Source organism: Achromobacter sp. CF-sbj1-Ac2-l (assembly GCF_052698165.1).
The window spans coordinates 4,274,890-4,293,822 of the sequence record NZ_CP199855.1; the positions used below are offsets into that span (position 1 = coordinate 4,274,890).

Annotated in this window: 13 protein-coding genes; 4 read left to right on the forward strand and 9 right to left on the reverse strand. The window is 68.3% G+C overall.

All coding sequences use genetic code 11. From position 1 onward, the window contains the following. Window positions 1-26: 26 nt before the first annotated feature. On the reverse strand, window positions 27-857 hold the full coding sequence (locus tag ACUDCK_RS19430; protein WP_175166637.1) for an MHYT domain-containing protein: 831 nt from the start codon (window positions 855-857) through the stop codon (window positions 27-29). Between the two features lie 493 nt (window positions 858-1,350). On the opposite strand from ACUDCK_RS19430, the gene ACUDCK_RS19435 reads away from it, so the two are divergent. The 3 genes from ACUDCK_RS19435 to ACUDCK_RS19445 all read left to right on the forward strand — a co-directional run bounded on the left by ACUDCK_RS19435 (window position 1,351) and on the right by ACUDCK_RS19445 (window position 5,574). Further along, complete coding sequence (locus ACUDCK_RS19435; RefSeq protein WP_064524287.1) at window positions 1,351-3,060, forward strand: ShlB/FhaC/HecB family hemolysin secretion/activation protein; 1,710 nt, start codon at window positions 1,351-1,353, stop codon at window positions 3,058-3,060. A gap of 359 nt (window positions 3,061-3,419) precedes the next feature. Continuing rightward, window positions 3,420-5,006: a collagen-like triple helix repeat-containing protein gene (locus ACUDCK_RS19440; RefSeq protein WP_175166636.1), complete on the forward strand. Its 1,587-nt coding sequence runs from the start codon at window positions 3,420-3,422 to the stop codon at window positions 5,004-5,006. Window positions 5,007-5,034: 28 nt separating this feature from the next. After that, a complete protein-coding gene (locus tag ACUDCK_RS19445; protein WP_054503036.1) occupies window positions 5,035-5,574 on the forward strand; it encodes a MarR family winged helix-turn-helix transcriptional regulator in 540 nt (179 codons plus the stop codon). Between the two features lie 57 nt (window positions 5,575-5,631). Here the strand turns inward: ACUDCK_RS19445 and ACUDCK_RS19450 are convergent, their stop codons facing one another. The 7 genes from ACUDCK_RS19450 to ACUDCK_RS19480 form a co-directional block, all read right to left on the reverse strand. Beyond that, window positions 5,632-7,326, reverse strand: coding sequence for an ABC transporter ATP-binding protein (locus ACUDCK_RS19450; RefSeq protein ID WP_175166635.1), 1,695 nt, complete (start codon window positions 7,324-7,326; stop codon window positions 5,632-5,634). Beyond that, entirely contained in the window at window positions 7,323-8,831 is a 1,509-nt protein-coding gene (locus tag ACUDCK_RS19455; protein ID WP_049072993.1) for an ABC transporter permease, read from the reverse strand. Before ACUDCK_RS19455 ends, ACUDCK_RS19450 begins: the two co-directional genes overlap by 4 nt. Before the next feature lie 5 nt (window positions 8,832-8,836). Continuing rightward, entirely contained in the window at window positions 8,837-9,814 is a 978-nt protein-coding gene (locus ACUDCK_RS19460) for an ABC transporter permease (protein ID WP_054503038.1), read from the reverse strand. Beyond that, a complete protein-coding gene (locus tag ACUDCK_RS19465) occupies window positions 9,811-12,048 on the reverse strand; it encodes an ABC transporter substrate-binding protein (RefSeq protein ID WP_116791880.1) in 2,238 nt (745 codons plus the stop codon). Before ACUDCK_RS19465 ends, ACUDCK_RS19460 begins: the two co-directional genes overlap by 4 nt. 151 nt (window positions 12,049-12,199) lie before the next feature. Continuing rightward, window positions 12,200-12,868, reverse strand: coding sequence for a thermonuclease family protein (locus ACUDCK_RS19470; protein WP_116791881.1), 669 nt, complete (start codon window positions 12,866-12,868; stop codon window positions 12,200-12,202). Between the two features lie 102 nt (window positions 12,869-12,970). After that, complete coding sequence (locus ACUDCK_RS19475; RefSeq protein WP_162876625.1) at window positions 12,971-13,981, reverse strand: magnesium and cobalt transport protein CorA; 1,011 nt, start codon at window positions 13,979-13,981, stop codon at window positions 12,971-12,973. A 113-nt stretch (window positions 13,982-14,094) separates the two neighbouring features. Beyond that, entirely contained in the window at window positions 14,095-16,185 is a 2,091-nt protein-coding gene (locus tag ACUDCK_RS19480) for an ATP-dependent helicase (RefSeq protein WP_116791883.1), read from the reverse strand. A gap of 110 nt (window positions 16,186-16,295) precedes the next feature. Between ACUDCK_RS19480 and ACUDCK_RS19485 the strand changes: the two genes are divergently transcribed. Then, on the forward strand, window positions 16,296-17,207 hold the full coding sequence (locus ACUDCK_RS19485; RefSeq protein ID WP_064524277.1) for a DUF72 domain-containing protein: 912 nt from the start codon (window positions 16,296-16,298) through the stop codon (window positions 17,205-17,207). Between the two features lie 145 nt (window positions 17,208-17,352). Here the strand turns inward: ACUDCK_RS19485 and pdxR are convergent, their stop codons facing one another. After that, the gene (gene pdxR / locus ACUDCK_RS19490) at window positions 17,353-18,882 is read right to left on the reverse strand and encodes a MocR-like pyridoxine biosynthesis transcription factor PdxR (protein ID WP_367646396.1); all 1,530 of its coding nucleotides are present in this window, start codon (window positions 18,880-18,882) and stop codon (window positions 17,353-17,355) included. Window positions 18,883-18,933 lie beyond the last annotated feature (51 nt).

The following is an 18,933-nucleotide window of genomic DNA, read 5'->3' on the forward strand; positions in this document are numbered from 1 at the left end:
CCAGGTCCGTCGCTACCGACGGGCCCTCAACCCGGTCCCAATGTCGAGCCGGGAGTCCTGCCCGGATCGACCACGGGGGCCGATTCAATGATCGAGTCGATGCGTTGCGCCAGTCGCGCGCGGAAACGGCGCGAAGCGCGTTGCAAATGCCAACGCATCACCAGCAACATGACGAACGACAGCGCGAACGCGACGTACGGCAGCATCACCCCGCCAATCTGCATGCTGGAAAAATCGCGCGGGGCGGTGCAGACCACCGTGCCGGCCGCCGCTCCCGTGTAATGCATGCCGCACACCGCAATCGCCATCAAAATGGCCGCTCCGATGCGTTGGAACTCATTCTGCGTATTGAAAGCGAGCCATAACGCGGCTGACGCGGCAAATACCGCTATGAGCACCGATAAAACAACCATCGGCAGATTCCAGATAAACACCGCGGGCATGCGCATGGCGCTGATGCCCACATAATGCATGGCAGCGACGCCGAGGCCGGCGGCCAGGCCGCCCACCACGCAGCGCATAAATGTGAAGCGGTCGCGGCCCACATACCAGAAGGCCCAGCCGGAAAAACCCGCCGCCACCAGGAAACTGAGCACGGTCAAACCGATCTGGTAGCCCACCGCGAATGGCAGGTCCTGTGCCTGCATGCCGATGAAATGCATGCTCCAGATGCCCACTCCGCCCATCGCCAGGGCGCCGATGATGATGTAACCGATGCGGATCTCGCCGTCCTGCATTTCGGCGCGGATGCCCACCGCCGCCAGCAGCGCCACATAGGAGCCGAGCGCCGCGATCAGGAACGACAGCGCCACCAGGCCGCTATTGAATGAGAGGGGAACGATATCGCCCGGGTTCATGCGCCGCCCCTGTGAGCCGACGGTCGGCAGACGCTCGTGGCGGGCCGACTTGCGACGATTTTGTTGGGGTCATCCTGGTCCATCTGTGGACTCCCGAGAGCCGGTAAACCCGATGTGTTTTGATACGTTTATATAGTCTTATCTATTAACAATTAATACACATCAGGGTTTATACCAGTATTCGTCGCGGCATGGCAGCTTACTTGTAACGAATACCCGGAAATTAGCCACGGTCATTTTCAAATATCCCGGAAAACCCGGAATCGGGCCATGGAAAGATTGCCTTGTATGTCGTCCTGTTGTTATATCCACGTTTCCGGCCAGTCACAATGAAATAATTTGTCATTGCCCCGGCGCGCTGGCAACATACCGCCTGAGCGGCGCGCCACCGGTTTTACTTATATAGCGGCCCCATATATTCAAGCCTTTATCCGGACCCTTAATACGGATGTTCTGTTTAAACGGTGCCAGCGGCAAAGAGAGACAACCAGGCATGAGACGCACGCTTCCCGCAGGTCCGCTTTCCCTCGCCCTTATCTGCACCCTCGCCACCGTCGGCACGGCACGCGCCGACGGCCCGCTACGCGGCAACCCCGTGGACGCGCTGCCGCAGATCGAACGCCCGCCCAGCGCCACCCAGCCGCCGCCGGTGGTCCAGGCCCCCACTCCCGAACAACTGGCCCTGCAGGCCAGGCTCGCGCAGCGCATCGTGCCCCGGCATTTCGACGTCACCGGCGTGCACGCCATGCCGTTCGAGGAAGTCTCCGCCCTGCTGGCGCCGCTGTCCGGCAAGGAGATCAGCCTGGGCGAACTGGTGCAGCAGGTCGACAAGATCACCCAGTTGTACCGCGACCGCGGCTATCCGCTGTCGTTCGCGCTGGTGCAGAACCAGACCTTCGCCAACGGGCTGGTGGTGGTGACCGTGGTCGAAGGCTATATCGGCACGGTGCGCATCGAGGGCGATATCGGCAATGCCCAGGACCGCCTGGAATCGCTGGCCGAGCCGCTGAAGGAGGAGAAGCCGCTCAGGCAGGCCACGCTGGAACGCGTGCTGAACCTGATGCGCACGGTGCCGGGGGTGAAGTTCACGCCGTCGCTCGACCTGCCACGACGCGCCGACGGCGCCACCGAACTGGTGCTGGCGGCCTCGCGCCAGCCGGTCAGCCTGACAGGCGGGGTGGCGGACCTGGGCACCGGCATGCAGCCCCTGGTGAACATGGCCACCAACAGCCTCACGCCGCTGGGCGAACAGGTCAAGCTGACGGCGTCGGTGCCGTTCAACACCGACGACGTCAAATACATTTCCGGCGAGGTCCGCGTGCCGTTGGGCAACGACGGCCTGGCGGTCAAGATCGACGGCTACCACTACGACGCCCGTCCCAAGGACGAGGCGATCGAATACCTGGGCTTCAACCGCCGGGTCAAGAACGACCGCATCGGCATCGGCGTCAGCTATCCGTTCCTGCTGAACAATACGCGCTCGCTGACCGGCACGCTCGGTGTCTACGCGGCCAACTCGAAGGACCGCTACGAGGCCAAGAACTCCGACCGCTGGCTGCAGCAGGACGCCCAGGTGCGGGCCGCCAACCTCGAGATGCGCTATATCCAGGTGTCCGAATCCAAGACCACCGACGTGACGCTGGCCGTGGCCAGGGGCTTCACCGGCGCCGGGGCGAAGAAAGAGATCAACACCAACTACGGCTATTCGGCGGTGCCGATCCTGGACCTGGACTTCACCCGCTACAACCTCAATGCCAAGCAGACCTTCGCGCTGCCGGCGCGATTCGGCCTGACCCTGTCGGGCGCCGCCCAGTACTCGAGCAATATCCTGCCCTCGTCGGAACAGGTGTCTTACGGGAGTTGGCGGTATGCGATGGGTTATCCGCAAGGCGAGCAAAGCGGCGACAAGGGCGTGGGTGTTTCCGCCGAAGTTAATCGCCAATTCGGCATCGGCTGGCAGTACCTGTCCAACGTGCAGCCTTATGCGCTGATCGACTATGCCCGCACCTGGTACAACAATTCGAGCCTGCAACAGCTCAACCAGCGGCACCTGTCGTCGGTGGCGCTGGGGCTGCGCTTTACCGATGACAAGTACTACCTGTTTGATTTCAACGTGGCCAAGCCAATCGGCTCGGCCACCATAAACAATGGCCGCGACGTGCGTTTCAACGCCAACTACTCGTTGTATTACGACGCGTTCTAGCACGGCCTGCCGGCGGCCGCGCCGCGAGTCCGCCAAGGCGCCGCGCCTGTTTCGACAGGCGCTTTTTTTTGCCTGTTCCATACACCACGTTACGTAACGCGGCCCGTAACGTAACGGCCCAGGCAGGCCCCGGACGTAACATTCGCAGGTGGCGCGTGATCGTAAATATGGGGGATTCCCAATATTGGTACAAACCCTCTGTTTTAAATATAAGCTATTGATTTAAAAGGATTTTTAATAAGCCAAAAACGACCTGAACGCATACCGGAAGCGTGTTTGAAAAATATTGGCATGGTTTATGCATGTAGGGATGTATCGGGCAGTTTCGACGCCTGACACTTCCCCCACAGGAGCTCGCCATGAATGCCAAGATTGACACGCAGCGCGTACATCGTATTCTGACCTCCACCGTTATGGCGGCCGCTCTGATGAGCGCGCTGGCCGCTTGCGGCGGCGGTGGTGGTAGCCACAAGAGTTCTGCCAGCCTGCCTGGCACGGATAATCCGAGCAACCCTGGCGGTCCGAACGAACCCAATAATCCCAACAACCCGGTCACCACCGGTTTGCTGCAAACGACGCTGGGTAATACCGGCAAGGCCGTTGACAATACCCTGCCCTTGAATCTGGGCACCACCCTGGGCGGTGTCGGCCAGGCGCTCGACCCCACCATCAAGCCGGTCGCCGACACGGTCGTCGGCCTGACCCAACAGGTTGGCGCCACCACCGGCCTGGGAAAGCCTGTCGACGGCACCGTCAAACAAGTGGGCGGCCTGGTCGAAGGCCTGGGCACCACGGTCAAGGGCACCGGCCTGCCGGGAGGCCTGAGCGCCGGCGTCGGCGGCCTGGTGGAAGGCCTGGGCAAGACGGTCGCCAGCACGGGCGGCCTGCTCAATGCCGATCCCAAGAATCCGCAGCCGTTGACCACGGTGCTGGGCAATGCCACCAACGCGGTGGGCGCGCTGACCGCGGGCCTGTCCGGCTCCGGCGGCCTGCTGAACCCCGTCAACCAATTGGTCGGCGGCGTTACCGGCGGCGTGCTGGGCGGTCCCTCCAAACCGCTGCTCGAACCCGCGCTGGGTAATGTCGGCAAGACCGTCGACAACGTGCTGCCGCTCGGCCTGCAGCCGGCCCTCGGCGGCATCGGCAAGGCGCTCGACCCGACGGCCAGCCCCCTGGCGGGCACGGTGGTCGGCCTGACGCAGCAAGTCGGCGCCACCACCAACCTGGGCGCGCCGGTCGCCGGCCTGCTCAACACGCTGGGCGGCACGGTCAGCAATCTGGGCACGCAACTGCCTGGCGGCAACGTGGCCGGCCTGAACGGCGTGCTGCAAGGCCTGGGCGGCGCCGTCAGCAGCGCGGGCGGACTGTTGAACGCCACGCCGGGCAACACCAACCCGCTCGGCAACACGCTGGCCAATGCCACCGGCGCGGTCGCCTCCCTGACCGGCGGCCTGGGCCTGGGCGGCGCGGTCGGCGGCAACAACGGCGGCCTGCTCAGCCCGATCACCGGGATCCTGGGCGGCGTGACCGGCGGCGCGGCTGGCGGCAACGGCGGCCTGCTGGCCCCGGTGACCGGCCTGCTGGGCGGCGTGACGGGCAACCTGGGCGGCGCCACGGGCGGCGCGGCCAACGGCGGCTTGCTGGGCGGGCTGCTCGGCGGCGTGACCGGCGGGGTGACCGCTGGCGCGGGCGGCACGGCTGGCGGCGCCGCGGGCGCCAACGGCGGCCTGCTGGGCGGCTTGCTCGGCGGCCTGACCGGCGGCAGCGCCTCGGCCGGCGCCAGTGCCGGAGCGGGCGCGGGCGCCTCGGGTTCGGCCAACAACGGCGGCCTGCTGGGCGGCTTGCTGGGCGGGGTGACGGCCGGCGTCAGCGGCAGCGCGAGCACCGGCGGCAACAACGGCGGCCTGCTGGGCGGGCTGCTCGGCGGCCTGACGGCCAAGAAGTGATCAACCGGATCCGTGAGGGAGCGACGCCATGCTGCAACAAGAAACCTTCGTTCACCACGAGCATGTGACCGTGATGCCTGAATCCCGCAACAACGATCTGCGTCCCGGAATGCTTGACGACATCGCCCTGATGCTGGGCCGACAGTTCGCCGTGTACAACGCGGCCTGCCAATCGGCCCTGGCGGAGAAAATGGGTATCCCCCTGGCGGATCTGAAAGCGCTGGAGCTGGTGATGGAGTTCGATGCCCTGCCCACCGGCCAACTGGCCCAGTTGATGGGCATCAGCTCCGGCGGCGCCACCGCCCTGATCAACCGCCTGGAAGCGGCAGGCTATGTCCAGCGGGGCCGCCATCCGCTGGATCGCCGCATGATCGTGATCCGGCCGGTGGAGGAGCAGTGCCAGCAACTGGCCCAGGAACGCCAGTGGGTGGCCGAGGCGGTGGTGTTGATGGCCCGGCGCTACAACGCCGGCGAACTGGAAGTGGTGCATGCTTTCCTGGCGCAATGCGTGCGCGCCCTGAGGCACGACACCCTAGTCTGGCTCGAGACCCGCAACGCCCACGACTGAGGCGCTTTGACCCGCGCATGCCGCGCCCCGATCCGCCACAGGATCGGGGCGCGGTTTTCATTGGGGCGCGCCGAATTGCAGCCGCGGCACCGCGTCGAGCAGCCGGCGCGTCATGTCCTGGCGCGGCGCGTGCAGCACCGCGTCGGCCTCGCCCAGTTCGACGATGCGGCCGCCGTCCATCACCGCGATGCGATCCGCCAGGTACTCGACCACGCCGAAGTTGTGCGTGATGAACAGGTAGGCGATGCCGAGCTCGTCCTGCAACTCGCGCAGCAGGTCCAGGATCTGCGCCTGCACCGATACGTCCAGCGCCGAGGTCGGCTCGTCGCAGATCAGCACCTTGGGCTCGACCGCCAACGCGCGCGCAATGGCGATGCGCTGGCGCTGGCCGCCCGAGAACTCGTGCGGATAGCGCGCCAGCGTGTTGGCCGGCAGGCCGACGCGCTCGACCAGCCGGACGGCGCGGTCGCGGCGCTCCTGCGCGCCCATGCCGCGGCGCAGCGATTCCAGGCCCTCGTCGAGAATGTCGCCGACCCGCATGCGCGGGTCGAGCGAGGCGTACGGATCCTGGAACACGATCTGGATGTCCTGCCGCAGGCGCTGCAGCCGGGCCCGGTCGGCGGTCAGCAGATCCTGCCCCTGCAGCATCGCGCGCCCCGAAATGCGGGCGCCGTCGATCAGGCGCAGCAGCGCCTTGCCGGTGGTGGTCTTGCCGCAACCGGATTCGCCCAACAGCGCCAGGGTTTCGCCCGCGCGCAGGCTGAAGGTCACGCCGTCGACGGCCTTGACCCACGCCGCCACCCGCCGCAGGGGGCCCTTGCGCACCGGGTAGTGCACCTTCAGGTCCTGCACGTCCAGCACCACGCCGGGCTCGCGCGGCCGGCGCCTGGCGCCTTCCACGCCCTGGGCGGCGCGACCGGCCTCGCTCAGCGGCGCGCCGCGCTTCTCGAAAGTGGGAATGGCGTCGAACAACTGACGCGCGTACGGGTGCTTGGGCGCGCGGAAGAATTCCTCGGCGCTGGCGCTTTCGACGATCTCGCCGCCGCGCATCAGGGCCACGTGGTGGGCGACGTTGCGCACCACCGCCAGGTCATGGGTGATGAGCAGCACCGCCATGCCGATCTCGCGCTGGATGTCGGCCAGCAGGTCCAGCACCTGCGCCTGCACCGTGACGTCGAGCGCGGTGGTGGGTTCGTCGGCGATCAGCAGCAAGGGTTCCGCCGCCAGCGCGATGGCGATCATGACGCGCTGCTTCTGGCCGCCGGAGAACTGGAACGGGTAATCGTCCACACGCCGCTCGGGCTCGGGAATGCCGACCCGCCGCAGCCAGTCGATGGCGCGGGCGCGCGCCGCGGCGCCGCGCAGCGGCGTGTGCGCCACCAGCGTCTCGATGATCTGGTCGCCGACCCGCATGACCGGGTTCAGGCTGGTGGACGGTTCCTGGAAGATGATGCCGATGCGGCCGCCGCGCACGCCGCGCATGGCGCTTTCGGGCAGGCGGTTGAGGTCTTCGCCATCCAGGTCGATCTGGCCGCCGACGATGCGCCCGGCATCCGGCAGCAGGCGCAGCAGCGCGAGCGCCGTCATGCTCTTGCCGCAGCCGGACTCGCCCACCAGGGCGAAAGTCTCGCGCTGCGAAATCGCCAGTTGCAGGCGCTTGACCGCGTGCGTGATGCCGCTGTCGCCGGCAATGTCCACGTCCAGGCCCTGCACGGCCAGCAAGGGCGAGTCCTGGCGGAGATCCTGGCTCATGGCGTGTCTCCCGGCTTGGCCGCGCGGGCATCGGCCGCCAGCGCGGCGCCCGGACGGCGGCCGAACCAGCCCATGCCGGGCACGCGGCCCGGCTTGTAGCGGCGGGTGCGCGGGTCGAAGGCGTCGCGCACGGCATCGGCGAACAGGTTGGCGGCCAGCACCAGCGCCAGCATGAAGAGAAACGCGGTCATCAGGTTCCACCAGATCATGGGATCGCGCGACATTTCGAGGCGGGCGCCATCGATCATCGAGCCGAACGAATTCATGCTGGGATCGACGCCGATGCCCAGGTACGACAGCACCGCCTCGTACAGCACCAGCCCGGAGAATTCCAGCACCACGGTGATCAGCACCAGGTGGGCGACGTTGGGCAGCAGGTGGCGCGTCATGATGCGCCAGTGCGATACGCCGAAGGCGCGCGCGGCCTGCACGTATTCCAGCTCGCGCAGCTTGAGGGTCTCGGCGCGCAGCAGGCGGCACAGGCCGGCCCAGCCGGTGAAGCCGAGGATCATGCACAACAGGAACAGGCGCAGGTCGGCGCGCGCCGCCGAGGTGTCGAACAGGTCGGCGTGGTTGTCGATATAGACCTGCATCATCAAGGCGCAGGCGGCCACCAGCAGCACGCCCGGGATCGAGGTGATGGTGGTGTAGAGATACTGGATGGCGTCGTCCACCCTGCCCTTGAAATAGCCGGCCGCGATGCCGAAGATGATGGCCGGAGGCAGCATGGCGAGCGTGGTCAGGCTGCCGATGACGAGCGCGGTGCGGATGCTCTTGAGCGCCTGCCACAGCACGTCGTTGCCGATGCGGTCGGTGCCCAGGGCGTGGTAGCCGCTGGACAGCCCGGCCAGCGCCCCCGCCACCAGGCACAGCAGGGTGAAGGTGATGGCCATGGCGCGCCACGGCACCTCGGCGCGCCCGCCCAGAAGAGCCTCTGCCGCGGCCGATGCGCCGCCGCGCCGCGCCAGGCAGGCGAACAGCAGGCCGGCGCCGACCAACGACACGGCCAGCCCCGCCGCGAGCCCCAGGCCGAGGCGGTAAGAGACGTCGCCAAGGTGGTCACGATCAGGATCGGCCAGATGCGTGCCGGCCGCCCGCAGCCGCGGGAAGTCGCGCACCGGCTTGTCGTCGACCAGCAGGGTCTCCTTGGTGAACTGGCGCACCGCCAGCGGGCTGGAATAGGTCTTCTCGGGCTGGGTCAGCACGCTGCCGCCCAGCAGGCCGTCCAGCGCCGACTTGACCGCCGGCGCGTAGACCGGGGCGGCGTCGGCCGCCGCGCCCGGCGCGGGCGGCAACTGCGGCCGGTAGTGGACGGAATCGAGCAGGCCGACCAGCGCGAACGCCGCCAGCACCACGGCCGAGCACATCGCCGGCGTGTCGCGCGCCACCCGCGCCCAGGTCGCGCGCAGGTTCGGGCTGCGCCGCACGTGCCAGGCATAGGCCAGCGCGCCCAGCACCATGAGCCACAGCGCAATGTCGGTCCAGAGGAATACGAACTTGGGCATGGCGGCTACTCGAAACGGACGCGGGGGTCAGCCAGCGTGTAGGAAATGTCGGCCAGGATCAGCCCCACGATGTACAGCGACGCCCCCAGGAACACCATGGCGCGCACGATGGAGAAATCCTGCGCGTTGATGGCGTCGATGGTGTAGCTGCCCAGGCCCGGGATGCCGAAGAACGACTCGGCGATCAGGCTGCCCATGAACAGCAGCGGCAAGGCGGCGACGGTGCTGGTCAGGATCGGCAGCATGGCATTGCGCAGCACGTGGCGCAGCAGCACCACGCGCTCGGCCAACCCCTTGGCGCGGGCGGTGCGCACGTAGTCCTTGCCGATCTCCTCCAGGAACAGGGTGCGGTAGAAGCGCGCCTCGGGCCCCAGGCGCGAGACGATCGCCACCAGCACCGGCAGGGCCAGGAACTTGACCATGTCCAGCCCGCCCTCGAAGCCGGAGAACGGCACCAGCCGCAGCAGCTTGGCGAACATCCACTGGCCGGCGATGATGTAGAACAGGCTGGAGATCGACAGCAAAATCACGCACAGCACCACGCCCCAGAAATCCAGCCGGGTGGCGCGGAAATACACCAGCGTCAATGAAAACACGATGCTGGCGAACAGCCCCAGGAAGAAGGTCGGCACCGCCAGCGCCAGGCTCGGGCCCATGCGGGTCTGGATCTCGCGGCCGATGTCGCGGCCGCCGTCTGACGCGCCGAAGTCCATCGCCAGGAGCGGCACCGAGCGCTGGTAGAACACCGTGTCGGTCAGTTGCGCCGCGCCCTTGGCCCCGGCGTTGTAGAACAGCGGCTTGTCGTAGCCGTGCTCGACCTTCCATTTCTCGACGGCGTCCTGGCTGATGCGCTGCCCGCCGATGGCCAGGCGCGCCATGTCGTCGGGCGTGTTGACGGCGAAGAACAGGATGAAGGTGAAGAGGTTCACGCCGATCAGAATCAGCACGCCGTACAGCAGCCGGCGGATGACGTAGCCGATCATGATTGATGCTCCTTGCGGGAAGCCTGGGCGAAGGCGGTCTGCCGCTCGCGCCGCTTGAGCGCCACGTACGACGGCCAGATCGCCAGCGCGATCAGCAGCGCGAACAGGCCCACCGGCCACCAGATGGGGGAATTCCACTCGTCGATCTTGCGTTCGCGCAGGACCGGGTCGATCTTCATGTACTGCAGCGTGTTGCGCACCATCTGGGTGGGCTTGGCGTTGCCGACCCACTGCTGGTAGGCGCCGCCCGACATCGGGAAGTAGCCGAACATCCACGGCGCGTCGCGCTGCACGATGGCGACCATGCGCTGGATCAGGGCTTCCTTTTCGGGGCCGTCGTCCAGGAATTTCATCTGCTCGAACAGCTTGTCGTATTCGGGGCTATCGTAGTTGGCGGCGTTTTCGCCGCCGCCCTTGGCCTTGGCGTTGGGGCCGTACAGCAGGAACAGGAAGTTCTCGGCGTCGGGGTAGTCGGCGTTCCAGCCCCACAGGAAGATCTGCGCCGACCCGCGCCGCATCTTGTCCTGGAAGCGGTTGTAGTCGGTCGAGCGCACGTCCATCTGCACGCCGAGCTTGGCCATCTGCCGCCGCATCCAGTCGAACTGCGGGTTGGAACCGCCGCCCGTCATGGAGTCGTAGTACAGCACCAGCGGCGCGCCGGTGACGGCATTGCGGCCGTCGGGGTAGCCGGCCTCGGCCAGCAGCTTGCGCGCCACCTCGATCGGCTTGCGCACCGGCTTGCCATCGACCAGGTCGTAGACCACCGGGTTCACGCCCTCGGGCGGTTCGCGGTAGCCCAGCACGCCGGGCGGCACCGGGCCGTAGGCCACCGAGGCCTGGCTGTTCTCGAACACCGCCACGTATTCTTCCCAGTCGAAGGCGATGCTGATGGCCTGGCGCAGCTTGCGGTTCTTCTCGGCCTGCTCGGGCGTGTCGCCCTTGCCCACCACCGGATCGAGCCAGTTGAAGCCCATGTACCAGTTGGCGGTCTCGACCGTGGTGGGCAGGCGGATGCCGTGTTCGGCGTACTTGCGCGCCTTGTCCTGGCTGTCGCCGGCGGCCACCAGCATGGCCACGCCGTATTCGCCGCGCTCGATCTGCGGCAGGTCGTAGTAGCCCTGCATGAACTTGCCGGTCAGCGGAATGGCTTCCTTCTCGACGCTGAAGACGGCGCGGTCGATGAACGGCGTGGGCTTGCCGCAATCGGCCAGCAGGCCGGCGGCGCGATCGCCCGGCTCGCCCTCGCAGGGATAGGGCTCGCCGTGGAAGTTGGGATTGCGCGCCAGCACGTGGCGGCGGTTCTGCTGCGACTCGGCCAGCATGTAGGGACCGGTGCCGACCGGCCAGGTGTTGAGCGACAGGTCGTGCTCGGCCATGCCGGGCTGGTTGTAGAAGCGGTCGGCCTCCCAGGGCACGGGCGCGGTGAAGGTCATGGCCAGCCAGTACTTGAACTGCGGGTACTTGCCGTTGACGCGGATGCGCAGCGTGTGCGGGTCGAGCGCCTGCACGCCGGTGAAGCCGTCGGCCTCGCGCAGGTCCAGCCACGAGGCGCTGGCGCCGCCCGGCAGGTCGCGGCGCAGCGCCTTGTCGCGCTCGCGCAGGCGATCGCCATATTCCTTGAGGCCGCTGACGTATTCGGCCATCAGCGAATAGATCGGCGACACCACGCGCGGGCTGGCCAGGCGGCGGAAGGCGTATACGTAATCGTCGGCGGTGAGTTCGCGGGTGCCGGTGCGCGGGAAATCGGGAATGGCGTATTTGTCGGCCAGTTCCTCGGGCGCGATCGGGAAGTAATCGTAGCTGCCGTCGGTCTTGCGGGCGAAGGCCGGATGCGGCGCGAAACGCATGCCGGGCTTGATCTTGATGTCGTAGATGCTCTGGGCGATCTGCTCGCCCGGCGCGTCGGCCGGCAGTTCGCGGCCTTGCGCGTCGAGATAGACCGGCGGATCGATCGAGGCCGCGGCGCGCGGGATCAGTTCATACGGCCGCTTGAGGTAGTGATAGCCGTACAGCGTCTCATAGATGTTGTAGGTATATGGGGTTTCGTCGGTGGAATAAGAGCTGGCCGGGTCGAGGTACTTGGGCGAGCGCTTGACGAAGGCGGAATACAGCGTGTTCTGGCCCTCGGCGCCGGCCGGATAGGGGCTGTTGATGGGACTGCCTTCCCGGGAGCAGCCCGCCAACGCCAGCAACAGCATCATGGCCGCCGCCCAGAGCCGCATCAAAGCACGCATGGAAACCTTTCCTTCTATTCAGTGCGACAGAGGATAGCAAAGGTGCATCCGCCCCAGTACCCTGGCATCCCCCTAGGGAACTTGCGGACATGCCTTCACGCACACACCAGGACGGATTACCCCGCCGGCGGGCAGCGCCGGCCCGCGGCAATCACCCGCACTGGCGCTGGCGCCAGCAGTCGTAGCGCCACTTCCAGGGCTGCATCGGCTCCTTGCCGGCCCACAGGCCGCGGCCGGCGGCCTTGGCCTGGCGCTGCAGGTCGGGCATGGCCTTGTCGTTCAGGTACTCGCCCTGGCGCGCGGTGTAGGCCCAGGCGTAGCCGGCCTCGACCTGCAGCCGGTTGGCCGAGCGGCCGTCTTCCAGGATCAGCGCGCAGACGTCGCGGCCATATTGGTCCTTCAGGTAGCACTGGGCGGTCAGGGTCTTGCCGGCCACCAGGCTGGCCAGGTGCTGGCGCGCGGCCTCGGCGTAGGGCTGGCCGGGCTGGTCGGCGCCGTGGCCCTCCTCGGGCGCGTCGATGCTGTCCATGCGGATGCGGCGCTGGCCGTCGGGCACGCGCAACGTCACGGTATCGCCGTCGGCCACGTTGACGATCATGCCGGTCAGGGTGTAGCTGCCGGCGGGGACGCCGCCGGCCGACGCCGCGCCGGACCTGCCGGATGCCGCCGGCGCGCTGGCGCCGGGCCGTTCGGCCGGACGCTCGCCGCCGTGGCGGGACGGTTGCAGCCAGTTGACGATGGCGCCCGCGGCCGCCAGGATCAAGGCGACCACGAGGGCGGTCAGCTTGCTGCCGCCGCGAAAGGGAGAATTGCCGCGCACGGGCCGGGCTCCAGGGGGGAAAACGCAGGCAGTTTGCCACAGCCGCGCCCGCGCCGCGCGGCAAAGTGCGTCGCCGCCGTCACGCTCCCGGCGGGCGTCGCGCTACAGCCAGCCCGACTTGCGGAAACGCCAGTACAGGAACGAACAGACCGACGCGATCACGCCCAGCGTGACCGGATAGCCGAAAGGCGATTCCAGCTCGGGCATGAACTTGAAGTTCATGCCATAGATGCCGGCAATGGCCGTGGGCACCGCCAGGATGGCGGCCCAGGAGGCCAGCTTGCGGGTGGTGTCGTTCTGCGCCGCCTGGCCGATCATCAGGCTGGCTTCGAACGCGAAGGCCAGCGACTCGCGCAGTGAGTTGAACAGTTCATCGACCCGCAGCACGCGGTCGGCCACCTCGCCGAAATACGGGCGCGCGTGTTCATCGACCGCCGACATCTCGACCCGCGCCAGGCGGCGGCAGATCTCGGCGAGAGGCGACACCACGGTGTGGATGCGCAGGAGGTCGCGGCGCTGGCGGTACAGCCTGCGGATGTCGGCGTCCTTGGCGCCGCGGATCAGCAGCTTCTGCTCGGCGCCCTCGACCACCGACTCGATCTTGCCGGCCGCCACCACGTAGCGGTCCACCAGCCAGTCCAGCAGTTCGGAGGCGACGTAGTCGCTGCCGCGCTTGAGCAGGTCGGGCGAGGACTCCAGCCGTTCGCGCAAGGGGCTGTGGCCGGCGGTGGCGCCGCGCCGCACCGTGACCAGAAAGCCCTCGCCGATCAGGAACTGGGTTTCGCCGAAGATGGGCCGCTCGGCCTCGACCTCGACGGTGATGACGACGATCAGCACCATGTTGCCGTAGTCGATGATCTTGGGCCGGCGGTGCGACTCCAGCATCTCTTCCTGGTTCTTGTCGCAGGCGCCCAGTTGGTTGACGACGTCGGCCAGCCGTTCGGGGCTGGGATTGCGCAGGCCGATCCACACCATGCCGTGCCTGGGATCGACGTGCTTGCCCACCTCCTCGATGGGCACCTCGTGGTCGCGCCGGCCATTCACATAGGCGATGGAGGCCACGACTTCGCCCTGGGGCGGCGCGGCGACGGCGGCGGTTGCTTCGGTAGACATAGACATCCTTTGGCGATGCGAGCCCTGCGGGTGCAGCGTATCGGCCGATGATAGCCCACCGGCGCCGCCGCGCGGCGGCGTCCGCGCGGGGTTCGAGCCCCGGCGAACGCGCCCTACGCGAACAGGTTGCGCACGCGCTTGGCCACGTCCACGCTCGGCGCCTGCGGCGCCCTGGCCTCGCGCGCCGGCAGGTCGGGCAGCTTGGGCAGGTGGTCGAACAGCGGCAGCATGGCGTTGGTGATGTAGCGGGTGCGCGAGCCGTAGACGTGGCGGTCGCCCATGCCGGTCTGCTGGTGCACGTAGAAGCGCTGCGGCACGATCAGTTGCAGGCGTTCCTTGGCGCGCGTCATGGCCACGTACAAGAGGCGCCTTTCTTCCTCGATCTCTTCGGCGGTGCCGGTGCTCATGTCGGACGGGATACAGCCGTCGACCACGTTCAGCACGTAGACTGCCTTCCATTCCTGGCCCTTGGCCGAGTGGATGGTGGACAGGATCATGTAGTCCTCGTCGCGCGAGGGCGCGCCGGATTCGTCGCTGGTGGCGTCGGGCGGGTCCAGCGTCAGTTCGGTCAGGAAGCGCTCGCGCGACGGGTAGCCGGCGGCGATGCGCACCAGTTGGTCCAGGTCGGTCTTGCGCACGCGCGCATCGTCGTACAGCCGTTCGAGCTGGCCGGCGTACCAGCGCAGCGCCAGGTCGACGTCGGCCGGCCAGCGCAGGTTGGGGTCGGCCAGGGCCGCGTAGGTGTCGGCGAACGCGCCCCACTCCGCCTGCGCCGCCGCGCCCGGCTTGAACTCGCGCAGCGCGCGCAGCGGCTCGGCCGATTGCGCCATGGCGTCCATCAGCTTGCCGGCGGTGGCCGGGCCGATGCCGGGCAGCAGTTGCGCCACGCGGAACCCCGCCATGCGCCCGCGCGGGTTCTCGGCCCAGCGCAGCAGCGACAGCAGGTCCTTGACGTGCGCCGCCTCCAGGAAGCGCAGGCCGCCGAACTTGACGAAAGGAATGTTGCGCCGGGTCAGTTCCAGTTCCAGCGCCGCGCTGTGGCTGGAGGTGCGGAACAGCGCCGCCTGCGACTTGAGCGTGGCGCCGCCCTCGCGCTGCGCCAGCACCTGGTCGGCCACCCAGCGGGCCTGGCCGGCCTCGTCGCTGACGGTGACCAGCTCGGGCAACTGCGACGATGGCCGGTCGCTCCAGAGATCCTTGGCATAGCGCTCGGCCGCCAGGCCGATGACGGCGTTGGAGGCGTTCAGGATGGGTTGGGTCGAGCGGTAGTTGCGGTCCAGCGTGATGACCCGCGCCGGCCGCGGGAACTGCGCCGGAAAGTCGAGGATGTTGCGCACCGTGGCGGCGCGGAACGAATAGATCGACTGGGCGTCGTCGCCCACCACGGTCAGGCCGCGGCCGTCGGGCTTCATGGCCAGCAGGATGGCGGCCTGCAGCCGGTTGGTGTCCTGGTATTCGTCCACCAGCACGTGGTCGAAGCGCGCGCCGACGTCGGCGGCGATGGCCGCGTCGCCCATCATCTCGGCCCAGTACAGCAGCAGGTCGTCGTAGTCGAGCACCTGCTGGTCCTGCTTGGCGGCGACGTAGGCGCGGAACAGGTTCTTGAGTTCGTCCTCCCATTGCGCGCACCACGGGAAGGTGGCGTGCAGCACGTCGGCCACCGGCGTCTGGCTGTTGACCACGCGCGAGTAGATCGCCAGGCAGGTGCCCTTGAGCGGAAAGCGCGACTTGGTGGCGGACAGGCCGAGCTCGTGCCGCACCATGCCCATCAGGTCCTCGGCGTCGCCGCGGTCATGGATGGTGAAGGCTTCGGACAGGCCGATGCGCTGGGCGCAGTCGCGCAGCAGGCGCGCGCCGATGGCGTGGAAAGTGCCGGCCCACGGCAGCGACGGCGCCTGCTGGGTGCCGCGCAGGTTCATGACCCGCTGCAGCACGCTGCCGACGCGGCGCTCCATTTCCTGGGCGGCGCGGCGCGAGAAGGTCAGCAGCAGCATGCGCTGCGGATCGGCGCCGTTCAGGATCAGGTGGGCGACGCGGTGCGCCAGGGTGTTGGTCTTGCCCGAGCCGGCGCCGGCGATCACCAGCAGCGGGCCGTCGTCGCCCGCGCCGCCGACGCCGAATTCGGCGGCCTCGCGCTGGGCGGGGTTGAGGTCGGCCAGGGGATCGGGACGGCTGGACGGGTGGGCGGAATTCTGGTCGGACATGGGGCGTGGAATGGTCGGCGGCGGGCGCGGTCGGCGCGGCCCGATACCTGGGGATATATCCAGGTATCATAACCGCATCGCCCCCCGCTCCCGCCACCGCCGTTTTCCCCATGCGCCTGCTTGCCGGCACCGCTTCCTGGACCGATCCCACGCTGCTGGCGTGCGGCCGCTTCTACCCGCGCGAGGCGCACGACGCCCAATCCCGGCTGCGCTTCTACGCCACCCGCTTCGGGCTGGCCGAGGTCGATTCCAGCTACTACGCGCTGCCCAGCCCCGACAACGCCTATCTATGGGCGCAGCGCACGCCCGACGATTTCGTCTTCAACATCAAGGCCTACCGCCTCTTCACCGGCCACCAGACGCCGCTGGCCTCGCTGCCCGCCGACATCCGCCGCGAGCTGGCCGACTGGCCCGAGCCCGTCATCTACCACCACGCCATGCCCGACGACCTGCGCGACGAGCTCTGGCGCCGCTACACGCTGGCGCTGGAACCCCTGCGCATGGCCGGCAAGCTGGGCGCGGTGCACTTCCAGTTCCCGCCCTGGATACGGCGCGACGCGCGCGGCCGGGCGTTGGTGGCTGAATGCGTCCGACGCCTGCCGGAACACCTGCTGTCGGTCGAATTCCGCCACCGCGGCTGGTTCGAATCAGCCGCCGCCACGGACGCCACGCTGGCGTTCGAACGGGAACTGGGCGTGGTCCACACGGTGGTGGACGCGCCCCAGGGCTTCGACAACAGCGTGCCGGCGGTGTGGGCCTGCACCCACCCCGACCTGACACTGCTGCGCCTGCACGGGCGCAACGCGGCCACCTGGAACGCCAACGGCGCCGCCTCGTCCGGGCGCTTCCAGTACGAATATTCCGAGGCCGAGCTGGCCGAACTGGCGCGCCGCTTTCAGGAGCTGGCCCGCCAGAGCGGGCAGGCGCACGCGGTATTCAACACCAACTTCGAGGACCAGGGCATGCGCAACGCCGCGGCCTTCGCGGCGGCGCTGGGCGGTGGACAGGACCGCCCGGGTTGAGGCGTTCGGGCCGGGTGATCGCGGCGCTCCGACCGGGGGATCACGGCGCTCAGGCCGGGTGATCGCCGCGCTCAGGCGGCAGGCGCCGGCAGCCCGCCAACGGCCGTCAAAGCCCGTGCCGCGTGGCCAGCCTTGACCGCCCGCGTCAGGCCGGCTGCGCCGCCGTCGCCGCCGCGGCCGGCGTCGTGCGCGCCACCTCGGCCAGGCTTTCCAGCAGCACCTCGAACTTGCGCGCGATGTCGTGTTCGGGCACACAGGCATAACCCAGCAGCAGGCCGGGCCGGCGCCCTTCGGCGCCGACGTAGTAGCGCGACAGCGGGCGCGTCAGGACCCCATTGCGGCGCGCCACCTCGACCACGCGCAGGTCGTCCATGTGGGGCGGCAAAGTCAGCACCAGGTGCAGGCCCGCCAGGCTGGCGTCGCGGTGCAGCCAGTCCGGCCCCAGGCGCCGTTCGATCAGGTTGACCAGCATGGCGCGGCGCCGGCCATACAACATGCGCATGCGGCGGATGTGGGCGGCGTAGTGGCCCTCGGCGATGAAGGTGGCCAGCGCCGCGTGCGTCATCAGATGGCCTTCGCGGTAGAGCTCGGCGTGGGCCGCCTGGAAGGCGGCGGTCAAGGTCTTGGGCAGCACCAGGTAGCCGACCCGCAGGCCCGGATACAGCGTCTTGCTGAAGGTGCCCATGTAGATCACCGGCGCGTCCGGCTCCAGGCCCAGCAGCGAGGCGATCGGCCGGCCCGAGAAACGGAACTCGCTGTCGTAGTCGTCCTCGATGATCCAACTGCCATGCTGGCGCGCCACCGCCAGCAGTTGGCGGCGCCGCGCCAGCGACATCACCGGCCCCAGCGGATACTGGTGCGACGGCGTCACGAAGATGAAGCGCGGCGGCGCCACGGCGGGCGCGGCATCCGGATCCGGCAGCCGCATGCCTTCCTCGTCGACCGGCAGGTGCACCGTGCGCAGTCCATTGGCCTGCAGCACCGTGCGCGCGCCCCAGTAGCCCGGGTCCTCGACCCAGGCGGTCTCGCCCGCTTCGCCCAGGATGCGGGTGGCCAGGTCGATGGCCTGGTGCGAGCCTTCGGTGATGAGGATCTGGTCTGGGTCGCAGTCGATCGAGCGCGTCAGCGCCAGGTGCTGGGCCAGCGCCTCGCGCAGCGCCGGCAGGCCGCCGCCGTAGGCATAAGTGAGCAGATCAGGGGTGGGATTGCGCCAGAGCGCGGAAAAGATGCGCCCGAACTTCTTGTGCGGAAATTCGGTCAGGTCGGGCACCCCCGGCATGAAGGCGCCCCATTGGTAGGGCGAGGCCGACACGCCGTCGACGATGGCCGCGCCCCGCGCCGACAGTGCCGGTCGCGGCTGCGGCGCCGGCGCGCGGCGCGACTGGCGGCCGCTGGCCAGGTAGGAGTCGGGCTGCGAGGCATTGACGAAGGTGCCGTTGCCCTGCAGGCTGCGGGTATAGCCTTCGGCCAGCAACTGGCCGTAGACGTGCACCACGGTGTTGCGCGCGATGCCGAGTTCGGCCGCCAGGTCGCGCGAGGCCGGCAGGCGCGAGTCGGCGGCAATGGAACCATCCAGGATGGCCTCGCGGATACCGTGGTACAGCCGCTTGTTCATCGGCCCGCCCGCGGCATCGGCCAGGCGCAGCAACAGCAAGTCTCCAACGATGGACCGCAATTGGTTCTACCTGATTTATAAAAGTGGTTCCCACCAATGGGGCCATAGTAG